Consider the following 17272-nt stretch of genomic DNA (forward strand, 5'->3'; position numbering starts at 1 on the left):
CCGTCACTGACTCCTGAACAAGTGGCTCTGCTGCATCAACGTCTTGAATCTGGCGACTACAAAACCAAGCGAGCATTGGCGAAGGAGTTTGGGATTTCTGCGCCAACGCTGTATCGGTATCAGTAGTAGTTCCAGCTATTTGATATTATTTGTCTATCTATTGAAAATTTTTCTGAGTAAAACAGGGTCGGCATCCTGAACTGAGCTTGCTCCAATTTTATTTGCTGCTAACCGTAAACAGGAATCGACCGATACAAACCAACTTGCCATCAAGTAGTAACTGAACCGATACTGTCGTAATGCGCCGACCCGCACGAACAATACTGGGGACTGCCTGTAACGTACCTATAAATGCTGGCCGCAGGTAATCAAAGGTCATCGTGGAGCATAAGGGCAGCTCATTATCACCACGCTGACGGGCAAGATAGGCGGCGGCGGCCACTTCACCAAAACTCGCGAGAATGCCGCCATGAAACGTGCCAATCATCGGGTTGCCGATATGCGAATCACGAAAGTCCATAAAGTACTGTATTTCTCCATGTTGCATTTCCTCACGAAAACCTAGAAAATCGACAAAAGGCTCGTCACACAATTTTAGTGGGGGTGTTTCCGCGCTCATCTGATTTACTATACTCATATCACTCGCCTCGCGCTTCATTGCTGTCAAAAGAGGGTCCCATCGTGCCGATTGCGAAAGAACCAGTGACAGTAGCCAGTAGCTCACCACTGTCTTCTGCAACCGCTCGGCCCGTGATAAAGGCCACCGTATCGGTTCTACCAATGCAATCCACTATCGCCTTTAAACCTACCGCAGAGGGAATACGTCGCAAAAAATCGACACGCAAATCAATAGTGGCAATCGGCTCTAACGACCGCAATGACGAAAAAATAGATAAGCCGCAAGTCGTATCCAGCAGCGTCACCAAAGCCCCTCGATGCAGTGAGCCTTTACGGTCAGAGAGTTGCTCAGAGAAGGGCATCGTCATCTCGGCATGACCATCGCTCACTGCACCAACACTAATATTGAACATATTGAATAAAGGGTGATTAGTACCAAAAAACGCCTTAGCCATGGTCAGGTGTGCCGTGTTATTACTGTCCATTTTTGAACTCCCGCCATTGCTGGCTGATTTTATTGCGAAAAAATTAGCGGCACGTCTCAAAGTGCAAGGGCGGCATCTGTATAATTACGTTCGGCCTGCATCACCGCCACAATGGCCTCTTCAATGGCGGCATATGGAAAGTTTGTGCTTTCCGAGGCAGACTTCAAACACATGGCTAATGCCGTCCATGCTTTTTCGCAAGCCCTCATTAACAGGGGCAGTCGATATTGCTGTACACTTGCGTCATAGTGAACCGCTTCATCAAGGAATTCAGCGTACATTTTGCGGAAGCCGCCGCCACCTGTGCCACGCTTTTCAATAATTTGGTAGGCAAATCGGGTCGTCCAGTGCCAATCGCCTGTGGCTCCCCAACGACTCAGTTCGGCCAGCCATGTTTCCAGTGCCGATATGCCACTCACAGCTAATGACTTGGCGTTGTCATGGATGACACCGGTAATCATCTCGGGGGTAATTTCGCCTTGAAACGCGGTGGGCGTGAACATATTGCCATAGTGAATAAATGGGGGCTGTGTAGAAAAACGTGCGCGGGTCAGTGCCTCTCGCGTCACCGACAAAACACTCGGACGCTCGGTATCGGTGACAAATACCGCACCTGTCTCTGGATTTCTCGACCAAGCGGCTATGGCGTGACCGGGAAAGTGCGTGCTGCTGTTGAAGTAAGGTAAATAAAAAATATCCGTCAGCAACAGGGTGGGGTGACCCGCATCCAAACATTTCTCCAGCGCGGTGGCTGCCGATTCGGGTGACTCGAAGGTTTGCCACTCAAAGGGTATACCGATACTTTCAAATACGCGCGCTTCAAACCCCAAAGACCGCACATGCACTAAAAATGGCACAGGGGCGTCAGCCATTTCCAAATAGGTCACGCCAAGCCCTGAGCCTAATCCAAAGCACATGGCCTCGGAAATATTCAGCCCATTAAACTCGAGCAAATCACGAATTGCGGAGCTGCCACAATGCCTCCCGATGGCGTGCGTGATACGGGATGGAGTCTTATAGTTGGTCACAGGTTTTTTGCCTCTTCGTGAAAATCTGGATTAAGGATGCCTCTTGTCATCATCTGCCATATCGCATCCGCGATCTGTTCAAGATTGTACTTACCATTTTCTTTATACCAAGTGGCAGCCCAGTTTATTGCTCCTAGCCCAATCAGTCTTAACAGATCTGCATCCACATCGTTTCGGATACAACCATAAGACTGCAGATCATCAAGAATTGTCTGCCAATATCGCTCGTATCTGTCTCTCTCAGCAATAATCTGCTCACGTGCGACTCCATGTACCGAGCGCCACTCAAACAACAACACATAAACCATATCGTCACCCGACATAAGGATATCGACATGTGTCTGCAGTGCCGATTGCATTTTTTTGAGTGGATCTTGAATCGCGGAAGTCGCCTCAACAATCCTGTAAATAGTTCTCTCAATAGCAAGCCGCATCATATCAACCAAAATATCGTCTTTACTACGATAGCGGTAATGCAGACTGCCTGGAAGAATACCACAAGCACTGGCAATTTCTCGCACACTGGTACGCTCAAAACCCTTTTCTCGAAACAGCTTGGCAGAAGCGGCTAATACTCTCTCGCGGTCAGCAACTTCGACTCGCGTAGATTCACTACTCAACATAGTTTGACTCATAACATTATATCAATAAGACAGGTTACTCGACTTGGTCAAGTCGAGTCGAGTCTTTCACGGTCTCTCCTGATCTATACAGCTTTTGCAATGGGGACATTAAAAACAATTCGTGACGCTTCCATAGGGTCTTGATGCTTATCATATTCAGCCAGCCAAGAATTAACCTTTTCTGGGATTTCGGTGTCGCTAGGATGGAAACCTGGCTTAAACCAGTCCAGATAGCGTGGAATAAGTCTGGTAATCAGGCCACGTGGTCCATAGAGGCGATAAAATCCCTTAGCAAGCACCAATGGCTGACCTTGTAGTTTGTCAATTTTCAACATATGCCAAAGAACTGAGCCAACCACCGCATGTACCAGTAGCGTTCCGATAATCAAAGCAGATGCGCGGGTGAAATACCCCCCACCTGCCGCTGTTTCGTAAACATCAAAGGCTACTGTTTTGTGTTCGACTTCTTCTACCCCATGCCACATGAACATGGCACGCATTGCGGGATGAGCATTCTTGAACATCTCACCCTCACCCTCCATAGCACCCTCGCCTAGTACAGCAGTAATATGTTCAAAGGCAGCTGTCATGGCCAACAGATACTTGGCGGGCAGGTGTTTTTGGGAGAGCCGAATAAATAATTTGAATCTTGCGATGACCTTTTCGACATGAATGCCTTGCGACTGCATCACCGCATTATACTGGTCATGCACAATGCCATGTTGCGCTTCTTGGCGAAAAAAGTTTTTGATATCTTCTCTCAGTTTAGGATCTGTGACCAGATCCTGATAGTTACGCACCGACTGAATAAAAAAACGCTCTCCATCGGGGAAGTGAATAGAAAGTGCATCAAAGAAGCGTGTTAACACCGGGTCACCGTCGTTCCAAAAAACTGGAACATCACTTAAATCAAACCGCGGCTTACGTGGCTGGATATTGATCATATGAGTCATGGCGAGAGTTTCCTTGTAAAGGCATCGAATGTCTGTAAACCTGCTATCACATTTGACCTTGAGCAATATTTTTCACCTTGGTCAGGCACAGCAAATATCACACAAGAATTCAACGGGTATTGGTCAAATGACCAAATGCATATTTTGAATATATTGGTCGATTGACCAAATGTCAAGCCTGTCCTCAAAATTTGATAGAATGAGTTAACAACGCAGCAGGTGAGCCAGATCATCTTTGACATCGAATATAGCTACCAGACCTTTTGGCAGAGGTGTTTTTTTAATGTTAGTTTTTTTACATTAGAGTGTGTTGACGTTTGAAAATATTGATTGCAAATTGGAGGCAGACTCAGAGAATTAAAGCTCTCCCCATCCGAGTCCACCATGCCACGCTTTATGCTGAACGACCAACATTGAGCAAAGATTTCTCCTATGCTCAAGCAACAGGACATTGATCACAAACCAAATTTACGGCTCACCGTAGAAGCCATGCTCTACAGAATGTGGGTGAAATGTCCATGGCTAGACCTACCTCCTGACTGAGTTTGGTCAGCAGCCTAATCTCTACAAAAGATACAACGACTGGTCAGCAAAAGGTTTTTTCCAAAGCATACTCAGGGTTTTATCTACTGACTCTGATATAGAGTAGGGGTTATGGATAGCAATTACGTCAAGGCACATCAACATAATGCACGTGCTGCAACTCACGATCAGGAGGCGATTGGCTTAAGTCGAGGTAGCAAGACAAGTAAGATCCATCTTGCCGTAGATGGGTATGGATTACCCATCGTGTTTGCGATCACGGGTGGTGAATTACACAAAGCCAAAGCTGCACCTGACTTGCTCTCACAGGTATCTATCGATGCCATTCTGATTAACATCTGAATCAGCGTAATGCAAATCTAGCCTGATGTAGTTTTAAGCTACCCCATCAACGCCTGTACCGCAATCGACTCATCCGCCAACCGCAGTGGATCGACCGCCGTACCAGCCGTGATCAGCTTTTTGCTTAGCATAAACTCCTGCGGACGATTCACACAATCCGCCGCAATCAGGCGACCCGCCTGCAAATAAAACGCTGCAAAGCTACGCCTTTGCTGCACATCACCCCGAATCACGATCTGATCATACCCCTGACTGAGTCCCGCAATCTGCAACTTTAGATCATACTGATCTGACCAAAACCAAGGCAAACTCTTCGAGGTCCGCTGTAAGCCACACAAGGTCGCCGAGGCAATTTTGGCCTGTTCATTGGCGTTTGGTACCGACTCCAAGCGCATCCGCCGCTGATAAATCGGATTAAACGCATTGGCACAATCCCCGATGGCCACAATCTCTGGCGCACTGGTACGGCAATACTCATCAATCACAATACCATTGTCCACCTGCAAGCCCGCGTCCAGCGCCAACTCGATATTCGGTACAACCCCGACCCCGATGATCACCAGATCTGCATCGAACATCGAACCATCGGCACACAGCACCGCTTGCGCCCGCCCCTCACCCGTGATCGCCGTGACCGACACACCGGTATGAATCGTCACACCCTGTTCGCGATGAATCCGCGTATAAAAGTCCGACACTTCCGGTGCAGTTACCCGCTGCAAAATCCGCTCGGCGGCTTCCAAGACCACCACCTGCATGCCCTGCTCGGTCAATGCGGCGGCTGTTTCAAGACCGATATAGCCACCACCGATCACCACTGCTTTGCCGTTGGGTTGTACAAATGGCTGGATAGCCTGTACATCGCTGATATTTCTAAGATAATGCACACCTGCCAAATCAGACCCAGCCAGCGACACCGTCCTGACTCGTGCACCGGTACACAGCGCCAACTGGTCATACGCAAGCGTACTGCCATCTTGTAGTGTCACGCTGCGCGCTGCCCGATCAATCGCAACCACCCGCCCGTGCCGAAATTCGATCTGATTTTTTTGATAAAAAGCGGCTGGCCGAATCAATAACTCATCGACCAGTTGTGCACCGCATAAAAAGGTCTTGGACAACGGCGGTCGATGATACGGCAAATACGGCTCATCGCCGATCACCACAATCTCGCCCTGCCAGCCATCTGGCCGCAGACTTGCCGCCAACTGCGCCGCAGCATGACTTGCGCCAATGATGACGATTGTTTGCATATGAATTCACTCAGTTCATGGTTGATGCACAGCATCAATTGTTGCCGACGACAGTTGCAAAATGCCTCTGTCGCCTATTTTGATACCTACGCTTTGGCAGTCAGTTTGACCATCATCTTGGCATAGCCGCGCACAAAGTTAGATTGCACAATTTCTGGCTCACCCAAAACCTCAATATTTTCAAAACGCTGAAGCAGCTCTTCCCATAAGATTCGCAACTGCATCTCGGCCAAGCGATTACCCATACAGCGATGCACACCAAAACCAAATGACAGATGATTACGCGCACCTTTACGATCAATGATCAATTCATCAGGTCGCTCAATCACTCGCTCATCGCGGTTGCCAGAAACGTACCACATCACCACCTTGTCGCCTTTTTTGATGGTCTGACCGTTAAGCTCTACATCTTGCTTGGCAATCCGACGCATATAGGCCAGCGGGGTTTGCCAGCGAATAATTTCGGATACCATGTTCGGGATCAAGCTCGGATTGTTTTTGAGTTTGACGAACTCATTTGGAAACAGGTTAAGTGCGTATACCCCACCCGTCATCGAGTTGCGTGTGGTATCGTTGCCGCCGACAATTAGCAAGACCAAATTGCCCATAAACTCCATCGGCCGATAAATCAGGTCTTTAGTCGCTTCGTTTGACTGCATCAAGCTGATCAAATCATAGCCCATTTCAGCGCCTGCAGATTTTTGTGCGGCTTTTCTATGCCATAACTCCGCAAAATGCTTTGCTGCATCGACTGCTGCATCAAAAATCTCATCCAAATTTGTCACTGTCCCACCTGTGGCCTCCGCAGTGCCAGCCATCAAGTCTGACCATTCAACCAATTTGTGCCGCTTTTCGTATGGGAAATCAAATAATGTTGCCAACATACGGGCTGTCAGCTCAATCGAAACATTCTGCACCCAATCAAACGGCTGATCCGTTGGCAACTGATCCAAAACCTCTTGCACGCGTAGCCGAATCAAACCCTCTAGCTCTTTGAGATTTTTTGGTGCGACTACATCCTGTACGGCCTGCCGCTGCACATCGTGCTTGGGTGGGTCCATTGCAATAAACATTTCAGCATCTAACCCAGGAGGGGTGTTGCCAATCGCGATCACAGGTTCAGCTGAAAAAATCTCATGATTTTTATCGACATAGACAATATCATCGTAACGCGTGACCGACCAAAATGCCCCAAACGGACTGTTGGCTTGATAATGTACCGGTGCTTCATCACGCAGCCGCTTAAAGTAAGACTGCCATTTTTTTTGCTTGTATAAAAATGGGTTGCTAACATCAATCTCAGCAAGTGCCAGTGTTGCAACTTCTGGAATCGGTTGCTCGATAAATGCAGGAAATTCTTGCACGTTAAACACACGGAATTTGGCTTTTTGCATCCACTGAATGCCGCGAACCTGCGTGTGCAATGGGACAAAACGGGTCACTTGACCATGCAAAAACTGCTTGCCCGTTTGAAACTGCTCATTAGACTTGACTTTATCCGTAACCGTGGTTGCTACGTCTGCAGCGGTGCTGGTGACAGTTTGGGTTATTTTCTCAAAAATTTCTGCGACTGAGTTCATGATGGTCTCCTGACTGAGCATCGTTGACGAGGTGTGTTTGTTAAGGCGGTTGATCCGCTGGGTTACAGCTGACGTGTTACATCTGAAACTCAGGCAGATGTACCGTCATGCCATCCATTGCATCGGTCACTTGGATACAACACGCCAAACGTGAGGTGGCAGCACGCTCTGGGGTCATTTCCAACATCTGCTGCTCATTCGCTTGTGCCGTACCCGCAACATCCGACCACTCAGCACTGACAATCACGTGGCAGGTACCACAGGCGCATTCGCCACCGCAATCCCCATCAATTCCGGCAACACCGTTTTCAACCGCCAACTGCATTAGTGACTTACCCGCTTCGATTGCAACGCTGGTTTGTGCACCATCGTGGGCAATAAATGTAATTTGGCTCATGGCTACGACTCCGATTTGGCTTAATTTCACTGTTCAAGCTCAAGATTACGCACTCTCTGCGGTTCTGTAGAGGTTATTATTTGACAAATAGAGGTCATAAAAAGACAATATTACCTCGTCAGCCAATAAAGCATATTCCATGTATCAGACTCACTCAGGCAAAGAACCCGCGATCATTCCGTGTAGCTATACCCGTTTGATCGGTCGAGAACTGGACTTACAAGCGCGCGATCTGCCGAAATTATTAAAATTCACTGCGCTGACCACTGAGCAACTGATGCGTGATGACACCATGATCACGGCCAGCCAACAGATTCAAATCTTACAAAATAGCTTGGAGTTGTCCGCATCCGATCAGTTTGGCTTGCGTTTAGGGCAGCGGCTCACGCCGTCAACACATGGCTCGATGGGCTTTTTAATCAATAGCAGCCCGAACTTATTGGCCGTGTTACAAGCGTTTCAAACTTTTTTGCCGACCCGTATGAGTTTGATTAGGCTCGAAACACACACCAATGCTGAGTGGACGACCTGCTTGATTTTCTTTGAGCAGACCTTGAGTCATGCAGTACATCGGCTACTGTCCGAAACTGTTGCGGTGATTTTTTCGGAATGTGCCGAATTTATTGTTGGACGACCGCTGACCGAGGCGGTGATTCAGTTTAGCCATCCCGCCCCCGATCATCATGCCTGTTACGCGGATTATCTTGCCGGTACCTATCAGTTTGATCAGCCACAACTGTCGATCCGAGTGCCGACCGAGTTGTGCTTGATTGCCAATGCATCCGCGCAGCACGATAGCTATCTGCTGGCGATGCAACAATGCGAAATGATCCTCAACCGGCTCAAGACCCAACAACACAGCACCACCTACCAAGTGCAAAAAGCCATGCTGTCCTATCCGCTCGGGCAACTGAGTGAAGAGGATCTGGCTGCAGCCTTGTTTATGAATAAGCGTACGCTGGCCAGACGTCTGGTCAAAGAGAACACGAGTTACCGGCTGATTCGAGATCGGATTTTATCTGAGAAAGCCAGTAGTTATTTACATGACCCTCAAATATCGGTCGAGGCAATTGCCAGCTTACTGAATTACCACGACTCTGCTAATTTTCGGCGCGCGTTTAAACGCTGGTTTGGTGTATCACCAAGTGCTTATCGGCGAAAAATCACCCATCGGCAAGAAGAAAATGACCTGAGAGAATGAGGTTGTTCGTATGATTGTTAATACGTTGAAACATCAATACGCCCTAGAAAAATACCTTAAAACGCTATGTCAGAGATGGCAATCATATGGCAGCCCTCCACTTCCAATCCGATAACCTCAACTCAACCCAACGCTTGCAACCCGCTGTGAACTCTGTAGAGGTTTTAATTCCCATTGCAGCCCATCCACCGTCAATGTCTTCAGTTAGGGGTCGTCTCAGGAAACGGAAAATATAGCACGCTAAGGATTTTCACTCCGACTTCTTTTAACGATATCCAACACGGTATTTTTGCTTAGATTGACCAGCCGACCGACTTGTCGATAAGAGTGTCCAGCAGACACCAACTCCAACACTTTAGGTGCCAGACGATCTGACTTGGTACGTTGACCAGGACGACGACCAAACACAACGCCACGCGCTTGTGCCGCTGCTACACCAGAGCGCACACGTTCACGTAGTAAATCTCCCTCAAACTCTGCTAATGCAGACATCACAGAAGCCATGAGCTTTCCCTGAGATGTGGAAAGGTCAAACTGCAAACCTGTTTGTGCCACCAGAGATACCCCGAAATGCCCAAGATTGTTGACGCTCACTTAATATTGACCAGCGATGCTCGTTGAATATTGACCAGGCATTTAAGCAATGTAGCGTACTACACTGCTGTGGATAAATCGATCAATTGCTGTTGCTTTTTCTTCACTGATCGACGGTTAAAATAACTCTCCTTTCTCTGCTTCTCGTTTCTTTATACGCTGCTTGGCTTCCTCCGTGCTTTGCTTAAAACGATAGGATTCATTACCCGTTTCGATGATATGGCAATGATGAGTCAGTCGATCCAGCAGTGCAGTCGTCAACTTAGCATCACCAAATACATTGCTCCATTCCGAGAAGCTCAAGTTCGTCGTAATGATAGGGGTCGTCTCAGGAAACGGAAAATATAGCACGCTAAGGTTTTTCAATTGCGCGCAATGGCCTAAATTTTCCACCACCTATCTTGGCTTTGCTTCGCCATAGATAATCCCCAGTTAAATTGATGTGCTCCCACCCCAGCGGTGACAGATATTGCAGCAAGGTATCATCGACTGTGCGACCATGCCCTCGTAGGGCGTTAGTCGCTCTCTCTAAATAAACCGTGTTCCACAATACAATGGCGGCGGTCACTAGATTCAAGCCACTGGCTCGATAACGCTGTTGCTCAAAGCTTCGATCTCGAATCGGCACTGTTGCAAATAGAGATTTGAGTCGATGATGTTCCCTTTAAAAAGTACTTAGAGACCGAAAACCCTGTTGATTAGACACACTTCACCCTGAGGCTGACCATAATAAAATGACGATGCTTGTCCTTTACGTAGTGCACGCATGACTTCAATACCTTTAATTGTGGCATAAGCAGTCTTCATAGATTTGAATCCTAATGTGGCCCTGATGATTCGCTTTAACTTACCATGATCACATTCAATGACATTATTTTTATACTTAATCTGCCTGTGCTCAATATCTACTGGACATTTTCCTTCTCGCTTTAATCGTGATAAAGCATGGCCATAGGTCGCTGCTTTATCTGTATTGATGACCCGTGGAATTTGCCATTTTTTCACCGTATTGAAGATCTTTCCTAGAAAACTATAGGCTGATTTACTGTTCCGTCTAGCGGAAAGGTAAAAGTCAATCGTATGACCCCGTTGATCAACTGCACGATACAGGTAAGTCCATCGCCCCTTCACTTTGATATAAGTCTCATCCATATGCCATGAATGTAAATCTGTAGGATTACGCCAATACCAGCGTAACCGTTTTTCCATTTCTGGAGCATAACGCTGAACCCAACGATAAATTGTACTGTGATCCACATTTATGCCTCGTTCAGCGAGCATTTCTTTAAGTTCACGATAGCTGATGCCATATTTACAATACCAACGAACAGCCCAAAGAATGATTTCACCTTGAAAGTGCCGACCGTGGAAGGGATTCATCTGCTGTATCTCGAAATAAATAAGATATTTAGCTTATCATGTCAGCCTATTTGCAACAGTGCCTTGAATAGCCACTGATTTTATAGATACCTTTTAGTTAGATTTTTCAGTTTTTATAAGAACTACTGATTAGGACCTTGACACCCTGCTTTTTACTGGATAATCTTATTTCAACGCAGCAAAATCTGTGTGCAGGCGTGAGAACCTGATAAAATATCTAGGTGCAATTAAATGTCGCACTTGCGGCTATTTTTTTGCCTACTGTTAAGCAGTCCCTATGGTAGCTTAGCAGGGCAGCTTCGTGCTGGCTGATCCTAGATTCAGTATTCTCACCCCTGTTAAGTTGCCTCCATTGCCGTGAGAAGCGATGGAGATAATTAAACTCTTATCTAGGAAACTGCTATGCATACTAAATTCAATGATGCAAACCCATGCATGCCAAAAAACCTCGCTAAACAACTGATTGTCGAAAGCGCTAAACTTCTGAATCATCAACAACGCCAAGCCTTGCTCGATATTTTCATGACTTTAGATCAGGCGGAAAAAACAGCTGAAAAGACACTTCAGCAACATGCTGTAGCGCAACAAAGCACCCACAACTTTTCTCAAGATCACGAATGCCAAGAAGACAATCAGGAATATTGGTCAGGTCATTACTATGATTCTTACAGTCAAGAATATCCGGAAGATTGGGTAAAACGGACTCAGTCCACCCCACATCGTCATAAGTTCCCTAGAACTGCTTACTGATCGTGGGGGGGCTCTTTAAAAGTAGGCATCATAATCCGAGCTACTCGACTGAGTTGGCTCGGATGAGGATGAATACCGGGGAAACTGGGCACTGTTGCAAATAGAGATTTGAGTCGATGATGTTTCCTTTAAAAAGTACTTAGAGACCGAAAACCCTGTTGATTAGACACACTTCACCCTGAGGCTGACCATAATAAAATGACGATGCTTGTCCTTTACGTAGTGCACGCATGACTTCAATACCTTTAATTGTGGCATAAGCCGTCTTCATAGATTTGAATCCTAATGTGGCCCTGATGATCCGCTTTAGCTTGCCATGATCACATTCAATCACGTTATTTTTATACTTAATCTGCCTGTGCTCAAGGTCTGGTGGACATTTACCTTCCCGTTTTAACCGTGATAAACGTCCATATGTGGGTGCTTTATCCGTGTTGATCACTTGTGGAATTTGCCACTTCTTCACATTATTTAAAATTTTTCCAAGAAAACAATATGCTGATTTGGTATTACGTCTAGAAGAAAGATAAAAATCAATGGTATCGCCACGTTGATCGACTGCACGATACAGATAAGACCATCGTCCATTCACTTTTACATAGGTTTCATCAATATGCCACGAGCTCAGATCTGTAGGATTACGCCAATACCAGCGTAAACGTTTTTCTATTTCAGGAGCATAACGTTGAACCCAACGGTAAATAGTCGTGTGATCAACATTCACACCCCGTTCGGCCAGCATTTCCTGCAGTTCACGATAGCTAATGCCATATTTACAATACCAGCGCACAGCCCAAAGAATGATTTCGCCCTGAAAATGCCGACCATGGAAAGGATTCATATGCTGCACCTTTAGCTAAAACAGTCTTCAGCTTACCATTCGTGGTTATTTGCAACAGTGCCCTTACTTCAAAGCCAAAATTTTTCGGGCACCATTAAGTACGAATAAAGAAACCAGTATGCCAATGATTAAGTCTGGATAAGCTGATCCGGTCCACGCCACGAGTACACCGGCAAATATAACGCCCATATTTACGACAACGTCATTCGCCGAGAAAATCCAACTGGCTTTCATATGTGCGCCATCTTCTCGATGACCAGAAATAAGATATAAGCATGTCACGTTAGCTATAAGTGCGAGCAGGCCAATAACAATCATGAGCGTTGATTCTGGCTCGCTTCCAAACATGAATCGTCTAATGACATCAACAATCACGATAACAGCAAGTAATAACTGAATCCAACCTGCGAAATGGGCTGCTTTTATTTGATATTTCGCAGCTTTTCCGACGGCATATAGTGCAATACCATAAACGGCTGCATCGGCAAACATATCTAGAGAATCAGCAATCAATCCTGTAGACGCAGCAATAATACCGCTGATGAATTCTATAAAGAAAAGTAGAGCATTAATACCTAATAACAGTTTAAGTACTTTAGCTTGTCTCACAGGATCAGGTTCATTAGGTATATCGCCTGAAGAAAGCTGTATTTCATCAAGTTTCGCCCCAAAACCCAGTCCTTCGAGTTTAGCCGTAATTTGCTGAATCCCTTCATTATGGAAGACTTTCAGTTTTCGATTGGGAAGATCAAAAGTAAGACCTTTAACTGCTTCAATATCTGCAAGAGCCATACGGACCATTTGCTCTTCAGCAGAGCAATCCATTTTAGGAATGGTGTAGGTACTTGTTTGCTTAGCCTGTTGATTGCTTATATAAGTTTCAGTCTTCACAAGCTTTGCACCAAAACCCAAAGCTTCAAGTTTGGTGGTTATATTTTCATCTTTTTGATTATGTAGAACCTTTAAAGAACGGTTAGGTAAATCAAAGATGAGTTTTTGAACACCATCAATTGAAGATAGCGCCATACGAACCATCTGTTCTTCCGCAGAACAATCCATTTTGGGAACTAAGTATTCACTCATGTAGTGCGAATCTTTTAAAACGTCTTCAGTGCTTAAATTTTCTTTGGGATCAGAACCACAACAGGATTGAGCGGTATCTTCACAACTGTTTGAAGTGTTACAGCAAGGAGATGAAGATTTTTTTTCTTCCTCTTCACCACAACAGCTAAGCGTATTATCACAATTCTTTGAATTGTTTGCTTCTGCAATTGATGGATGATTTTCTTGTTGAGATTTCTTATCTTCGCATGGTGTTTCTTTACTACATCCACAACCACTCATAATTATACCCATTAAAAAATTATAAACTTTGAATATTAGAATCCCTATAGTTACTATAGAGTCAAGAATCTTTGGAAATACTAACTCAATGCATTTAAAAATTGGTGAACTCTCTAAAAAAACCTCATGTTCAGTATTAACAATTAGGTTTTATGAAAAGGAAGGTTTAATTCCGGAACCGGAAAGAACGGAAGGAAATTACCGCCTTTACGATGTAGGCTATGTTGAGCGAATTAAATTTATTTTGAATTGCCGAACTTTAAATATGAGTTTGAATGAAATTCGTCAATTACTTACCTATAAAGACAAACCTGAGAAAAATTGTTCAGATGTGAATGAATTAATTGACTTACATGTCAGTGCTATCAGAGAAAATATAATCAAGCAACAAAAGCTTATTGAACAACTATCTGATTTAAGAGGTACTTGTGATGGTTTATGTACAATTGACCAATGTGGAGTTTTAAAAAATCTAGCTTGATTATCTAGACCTATGCTTTTTTCAAAAAATCGGCATTGTTGCAAATAACCACGAATGGTAAGCTGAAGACTGTTTTAGCTAAAGGTGCAGCATATGAATCCTTTCCATGGTCGGCATTTTCAGGGCGAAATCATTCTTTGGGCTGTGCGCTGGTATTGTAAATATGGCATTAGCTATCGTGAACTGCAGGAAATGCTGGCCGAACGGGGTGTGAATGTTGATCACACGACTATTTACCGTTGGGTTCAACGTTATACGAATCTAAAAATGGGAGCCTATAGCTCCCATTTTTATTGTTAAACGTTGAATCCTATATGTTTTCCTGTTGGAAGCTCTACATCAATACGGAGCTTCCCACCCATTGCCTCAACATACTTTTTCATGGTTGAAATCTTAAGATCATTGCCACGATTTTCTATTGCTGAAAGCGATGGCTGTTTTATTCCCAAAGTTTCAGCAAGCTCTTTTTGAGAAATTTCGAGTTCTTCACGAATAAGATGAAGCTGATTTTCTAGCAGTAATTCATCAGCCATTTTTTGAATACGGGCTTGGCTCTCTGGAGAGCGGCTAGCTAACAATTCTTGCAGAGTCTTAGCCATTAGATTTATCTCCTAGGGTAGTGAGATGAAGTTGGTATTGTTCATCTGCAATATCCAGCATGTCTTTATAAAAACGCTTTTTACCGCCTTTATCAGCAATACATAGAACAATAGCCTGTCGTAAGGGATCAAATGCGAAGAAAGCTCTTAAGGGTCTACCGCGGTGTTAAACGCGCAGTTCTTTCATATTGGTAAATTTAGACTCATACACAGTATCTACTAAAGGGCGGCCTAAACTCGGACCTTGCTGTTGTAGAACGACCAGAGCAGCTAGGACCTTCTCTTGTGTAGATTCATCTTGCTGTTCAAGCCACTGATTAAATAGATCTGTCGTAATGACTGTCCACATACCACAACCAAAATATAGACTATAGTCTATATTTTAGGGGCATTATGCTTGTTTTGCAAATGAGAAATGATAGGTAATAAAAAAGCCCGACATCCTGTCGGGCTTTTCCATATTTGGCGCTTAGATCTGACTCCTGTCTGATCTCACGTTCCTTGTTGTTCATCTTATTCTTTTTATCTGGAGCATCCTGCTCTCTATGTCTTCATGATAGGAAATTTCCAGTATTGCGGATAGCAGCAAAGGGCCGAGATTGGTATGAGCCAGGGCTTACAAAATAGCCTAAATTTCATCCACAGAAATTGGGGATAGTTTTCACCCTGGAAGATTTGATAACATTGGGAAAATGCCAAAATTGGTTACTTTTTAAACAAAATTATTGGCAAGAACTATCAAAAATGATCATAAAAAAGCCGACTTGTTTCAAAATCGGCTTTTTGCGGTTTTTATGATCAGGATGAATTTTTTAAGTTATTGATTTAAATGTTAATATACAAGTGTTGCTGCATTTCGTATAAGCGCCATTATGTTAAATAGGGCTTAATTTGAGTTTCAGAATGAATGTAAAGAGGATGTTTTGGTTCACCTGTTTTATTCAATTCTAGATAATAAAGTTTACCCTTTAATAGTTCTTTTACAGTAGAGGACCTTTGTTGATACCCCCCATTATTACCCCAACAAGCAATAATTCTTTGGGATTTGGAAGCTATTTCGCTTAAGTAAAAATCATTATCAGAGCCAATGGGATCTTCTTGAGACATCATTTCTTGTGGATCAGTTGCTCTATATGCAAAGAGATTAGCCATATAAATACCACCGCCACCCCAACTTTTGGCAAGGTTGATACAACGAGTGATAGTGGGATCATCTTGAATATGATCTGCAGTTGAGGGATTCAAACCAATAAAAGAAAACATTGGTTTCTCTTTATCCCAGATACGCCATAGAGATTAACGATATTTACTGCAATCTGAAATTATTGCTCCCTTTTCCATAACACCCTCAATTTAAATATGTGATGATGTATCTTTTATCATAACCAATGACTTTTATGAAAAAAAAAGTAACTTTGATTCATGGAGACATTACAAATTTTCCTGTAGATGCTCTAGGGCTTGTTGAGAATTAACAAAGACTACTGATTAATTTATAATAGTACTATGGATAGATACATACTTACTGATGCCCAATGGGCAAAAATGGAACCTTTTTGCCTAGGTAAAGTGACCGATCGAGGTCGTAGTGGAAAAGATAATCGATTATTTTTAGAAGCAGTCCTATGGATTGCCCGTACAGGCAGTCCATGGCGTGATCTACCTGCTCATTTTGGTAAATGGAATACCGTCTTTAAAAGATACCGTGACTGGGTTAAAGCTGGTGTATTTGAAACTATTTTTGCATCTGTAAATGAAGATGTTGATTTGGAATACGCCATGATTGATGGAACGATTGTTAAAGTTCATCGACATGGGCAAGGTGCAAAAGGGGGACTTTCAAACAGTCTATAGGTAAATCTCGAGGTGGAATGACCTGTAAAATTCTTGCCTTAGTGGATAGTCTAGGCAACCTCATTAAGTTTCGATTAATGCCTGGTCAATATCACGATTTAGTAGAAACCAAACCTTTAATTGAAGATGTTGATTTTCAAGCATTACTAGCTGATAAAGCATTTGATGCAGATTGGCTCATCCAAGAACTCAATGAACGTAAAGTGAAAGTGGTGATCCCACCCAAATCTAATCGAAAAGTAATGAGAGCATTTGATACGACTATGTATAAATGGCGTCATCTCATTGAAAACTATTTCTGTAAGTTAAAAGAATTTAAACGTATAGCGATGCGTAGTTGTAAAACAGATACGAGTTTTGAAGCCATGATTCAATTGTGCGCGAGTGTAATTAACTCTCGGTAATT

The 17272-nt window shown here is 44.2% G+C and carries 17 protein-coding genes and 7 pseudogenes; 7 read left to right on the forward strand and 17 right to left on the reverse strand.

Annotated features, from left to right (window positions below):
• Positions 1–3: 3 nt before the first annotated feature.
• A pseudogene (locus Q9Q86_RS16965) lies at positions 4–126 on the forward strand (helix-turn-helix domain-containing protein); the annotation flags it as partial.
• 91 nt (positions 127–217) lie between these two features.
• On the opposite strand, the gene Q9Q86_RS16970 reads toward Q9Q86_RS16965, so the two are convergent.
• From Q9Q86_RS16970 to Q9Q86_RS16990, 5 genes are all read right to left on the reverse strand, one after another.
• Entirely contained in the window at positions 218–637 is a 420-nt protein-coding gene (locus Q9Q86_RS16970; protein WP_000029507.1) for a PaaI family thioesterase, read from the reverse strand.
• 1 nt (position 638) lies between these two features.
• The gene (locus Q9Q86_RS16975) at positions 639–1103 is read right to left on the reverse strand and encodes a PaaI family thioesterase (RefSeq protein ID WP_000378064.1); all 465 of its coding nucleotides are present in this window, start codon (positions 1101–1103) and stop codon (positions 639–641) included.
• A gap of 56 nt (positions 1104–1159) precedes the next feature.
• Positions 1160–2131, reverse strand: coding sequence for a BtrH N-terminal domain-containing protein (locus Q9Q86_RS16980; RefSeq protein ID WP_000186299.1), 972 nt, complete (start codon positions 2129–2131; stop codon positions 1160–1162).
• Positions 2128–2754 (reverse strand): TetR/AcrR family transcriptional regulator, encoded by a 627-nt coding sequence (locus tag Q9Q86_RS16985; RefSeq protein ID WP_000952904.1) that lies wholly within the window; start codon positions 2752–2754, stop codon positions 2128–2130. The genes Q9Q86_RS16980 and Q9Q86_RS16985 overlap by 4 nt, the downstream gene beginning before the upstream one ends.
• A gap of 83 nt (positions 2755–2837) precedes the next feature.
• Positions 2838–3707 (reverse strand): metal-dependent hydrolase, encoded by an 870-nt coding sequence (locus Q9Q86_RS16990; RefSeq protein WP_000149466.1) that lies wholly within the window; start codon positions 3705–3707, stop codon positions 2838–2840.
• Positions 3708–4361: 654 nt separating this feature from the next.
• On the opposite strand from Q9Q86_RS16990, the gene Q9Q86_RS16995 reads away from it, so the two are divergent.
• Positions 4362–4592: an IS5 family transposase gene (locus Q9Q86_RS16995; protein WP_004656998.1), complete on the forward strand. Its 231-nt coding sequence runs from the start codon at positions 4362–4364 to the stop codon at positions 4590–4592.
• 38 nt (positions 4593–4630) lie between these two features.
• On the opposite strand, the gene Q9Q86_RS17000 is transcribed toward Q9Q86_RS16995, so the two are convergent.
• From Q9Q86_RS17000 to Q9Q86_RS17010, 3 genes are all read right to left on the reverse strand, one after another.
• Positions 4631–5845, reverse strand: coding sequence for an NAD(P)/FAD-dependent oxidoreductase (locus Q9Q86_RS17000; RefSeq protein ID WP_001193555.1), 1215 nt, complete (start codon positions 5843–5845; stop codon positions 4631–4633).
• An 86-nt stretch (positions 5846–5931) separates the two neighbouring features.
• Positions 5932–7425: a cytochrome P450 gene (locus Q9Q86_RS17005; RefSeq protein WP_001089493.1), complete on the reverse strand. Its 1494-nt coding sequence runs from the start codon at positions 7423–7425 to the stop codon at positions 5932–5934.
• A 76-nt stretch (positions 7426–7501) separates the two neighbouring features.
• On the reverse strand, positions 7502–7822 hold the full coding sequence (locus Q9Q86_RS17010) for a 2Fe-2S iron-sulfur cluster-binding protein (RefSeq protein ID WP_000078398.1): 321 nt from the start codon (positions 7820–7822) through the stop codon (positions 7502–7504).
• A 139-nt stretch (positions 7823–7961) separates the two neighbouring features.
• Between Q9Q86_RS17010 and Q9Q86_RS17015 the strand changes: the two genes are divergently transcribed.
• Positions 7962–9023 carry an AraC family transcriptional regulator gene (locus Q9Q86_RS17015; RefSeq protein WP_004656993.1) on the forward strand — a complete coding sequence of 354 codons (1062 nt, stop codon included), beginning with the start codon at positions 7962–7964 and terminating at the stop codon, positions 9021–9023.
• A gap of 240 nt (positions 9024–9263) precedes the next feature.
• Here Q9Q86_RS17015 and Q9Q86_RS17020 read toward each other — a convergent pair.
• The 4 genes and pseudogenes from Q9Q86_RS17020 to Q9Q86_RS17035 all read right to left on the reverse strand — a co-directional run.
• A pseudogene (locus Q9Q86_RS17020) lies at positions 9264–9614 on the reverse strand (recombinase family protein); the annotation flags it as partial.
• Positions 9615–9734: 120 nt separating this feature from the next.
• A pseudogene (locus tag Q9Q86_RS17025) lies at positions 9735–9953 on the reverse strand (ATP-binding protein); the annotation flags it as partial.
• A gap of 16 nt (positions 9954–9969) precedes the next feature.
• Positions 9970–10239, reverse strand: a pseudogene (locus Q9Q86_RS17030) (Tn3 family transposase); the annotation flags it as partial.
• Positions 10240–10292: 53 nt separating this feature from the next.
• On the reverse strand, positions 10293–10997 hold the full coding sequence (locus Q9Q86_RS17035; protein WP_032073143.1) for an IS6-like element IS1008 family transposase: 705 nt from the start codon (positions 10995–10997) through the stop codon (positions 10293–10295).
• A 402-nt stretch (positions 10998–11399) separates the two neighbouring features.
• On the opposite strand from Q9Q86_RS17035, the gene Q9Q86_RS17040 reads away from it, so the two are divergent.
• Entirely contained in the window at positions 11400–11747 is a 348-nt protein-coding gene (locus tag Q9Q86_RS17040) for a hypothetical protein (RefSeq protein WP_016165163.1), read from the forward strand.
• Between the two features lie 139 nt (positions 11748–11886).
• On the opposite strand, the gene Q9Q86_RS17045 is transcribed toward Q9Q86_RS17040, so the two are convergent.
• Together Q9Q86_RS17045 and Q9Q86_RS17050 are read right to left on the reverse strand one after the other, a co-directional pair.
• A complete protein-coding gene (locus tag Q9Q86_RS17045; protein ID WP_249571653.1) occupies positions 11887–12588 on the reverse strand; it encodes an IS6-like element IS1006 family transposase in 702 nt (233 codons plus the stop codon).
• A gap of 63 nt (positions 12589–12651) precedes the next feature.
• Positions 12652–13932 (reverse strand): cation transporter, encoded by a 1281-nt coding sequence (locus Q9Q86_RS17050; RefSeq protein WP_005093338.1) that lies wholly within the window; start codon positions 13930–13932, stop codon positions 12652–12654.
• 88 nt (positions 13933–14020) lie between these two features.
• On the opposite strand from Q9Q86_RS17050, the gene cadR reads away from it, so the two are divergent.
• On the forward strand, positions 14021–14413 hold the full coding sequence (gene cadR / locus Q9Q86_RS17055) for a Cd(II)/Pb(II)-responsive transcriptional regulator (protein ID WP_000550240.1): 393 nt from the start codon (positions 14021–14023) through the stop codon (positions 14411–14413).
• A gap of 93 nt (positions 14414–14506) precedes the next feature.
• Positions 14507–14668: pseudogene (locus tag Q9Q86_RS17060) on the forward strand (IS6 family transposase); the annotation flags it as partial.
• A gap of 41 nt (positions 14669–14709) precedes the next feature.
• On the opposite strand, the gene Q9Q86_RS17065 reads toward Q9Q86_RS17060, so the two are convergent.
• The 3 genes and pseudogenes from Q9Q86_RS17065 to Q9Q86_RS17075 form a co-directional block, all read right to left on the reverse strand.
• Positions 14710–15012, reverse strand: coding sequence for a helix-turn-helix domain-containing protein (locus Q9Q86_RS17065; RefSeq protein WP_001140620.1), 303 nt, complete (start codon positions 15010–15012; stop codon positions 14710–14712).
• A pseudogene (locus Q9Q86_RS17070) lies at positions 15005–15361 on the reverse strand (type II toxin-antitoxin system RelE/ParE family toxin). The gene Q9Q86_RS17065 and the pseudogene Q9Q86_RS17070 overlap by 8 nt, the downstream one beginning before the upstream one ends.
• 521 nt (positions 15362–15882) lie before the next feature.
• Entirely contained in the window at positions 15883–16296 is a 414-nt protein-coding gene (locus tag Q9Q86_RS17075) for a DUF1643 domain-containing protein (RefSeq protein WP_227540309.1), read from the reverse strand.
• Between the two features lie 261 nt (positions 16297–16557).
• On the opposite strand from Q9Q86_RS17075, the pseudogene Q9Q86_RS17080 reads away from it, so the two are divergent.
• Positions 16558–17270 (forward strand): annotated as a pseudogene (locus tag Q9Q86_RS17080) (IS5 family transposase).
• Positions 17271–17272: the final 2 nt, after the last annotated feature.

This window comes from Acinetobacter sp. A22, assembly GCF_030913345.1.
Taxonomy (GTDB): Bacteria; Pseudomonadota; Gammaproteobacteria; order Pseudomonadales; family Moraxellaceae; genus Acinetobacter; species Acinetobacter junii.

What these genes read in the sequence shown, in the direction of transcription:
- Q9Q86_RS16970 (WP_000029507.1), bottom strand. Translation starts at nt 637, where the DNA reads ATGAGTATAGTAAATCAGATGAGCGCGGAAACACCCCCACTAAAATTG.
- Q9Q86_RS16975 (WP_000378064.1), bottom strand. Translation starts at nt 1,103, where the DNA reads ATGGACAGTAATAACACGGCACACCTGACCATGGCTAAGGCGTTTTTT.
- Q9Q86_RS16985 (WP_000952904.1), bottom strand. Translation starts at nt 2,754, where the DNA reads ATGTTGAGTAGTGAATCTACGCGAGTCGAAGTTGCTGACCGCGAGAGA.
- Q9Q86_RS16990 (WP_000149466.1), bottom strand. Translation starts at nt 3,707, where the DNA reads ATGACTCATATGATCAATATCCAGCCACGTAAGCCGCGGTTTGATTTA.
- Q9Q86_RS16995 (WP_004656998.1), top strand. Translation starts at nt 4,362, where the DNA reads ATGGATAGCAATTACGTCAAGGCACATCAACATAATGCACGTGCTGCA.
- Q9Q86_RS17000 (WP_001193555.1), bottom strand. Translation starts at nt 5,845, where the DNA reads ATGCAAACAATCGTCATCATTGGCGCAAGTCATGCTGCGGCGCAGTTG.
- Q9Q86_RS17005 (WP_001089493.1), bottom strand. Translation starts at nt 7,425, where the DNA reads ATGAACTCAGTCGCAGAAATTTTTGAGAAAATAACCCAAACTGTCACC.
- Q9Q86_RS17010 (WP_000078398.1), bottom strand. Translation starts at nt 7,822, where the DNA reads ATGAGCCAAATTACATTTATTGCCCACGATGGTGCACAAACCAGCGTT.
- Q9Q86_RS17015 (WP_004656993.1), top strand. Translation starts at nt 7,962, where the DNA reads ATGTATCAGACTCACTCAGGCAAAGAACCCGCGATCATTCCGTGTAGC.
- Q9Q86_RS17035 (WP_032073143.1), bottom strand. Translation starts at nt 10,997, where the DNA reads ATGAATCCCTTCCACGGTCGGCACTTTCAAGGTGAAATCATTCTTTGG.
- Q9Q86_RS17040 (WP_016165163.1), top strand. Translation starts at nt 11,400, where the DNA reads ATGCATACTAAATTCAATGATGCAAACCCATGCATGCCAAAAAACCTC.
- Q9Q86_RS17045 (WP_249571653.1), bottom strand. Translation starts at nt 12,588, where the DNA reads ATGAATCCTTTCCATGGTCGGCATTTTCAGGGCGAAATCATTCTTTGG.
- Q9Q86_RS17050 (WP_005093338.1), bottom strand. Translation starts at nt 13,932, where the DNA reads ATGAGTGGTTGTGGATGTAGTAAAGAAACACCATGCGAAGATAAGAAA.
- cadR (WP_000550240.1), top strand. Translation starts at nt 14,021, where the DNA reads ATGCATTTAAAAATTGGTGAACTCTCTAAAAAAACCTCATGTTCAGTA.
- Q9Q86_RS17065 (WP_001140620.1), bottom strand. Translation starts at nt 15,012, where the DNA reads ATGGCTAAGACTCTGCAAGAATTGTTAGCTAGCCGCTCTCCAGAGAGC.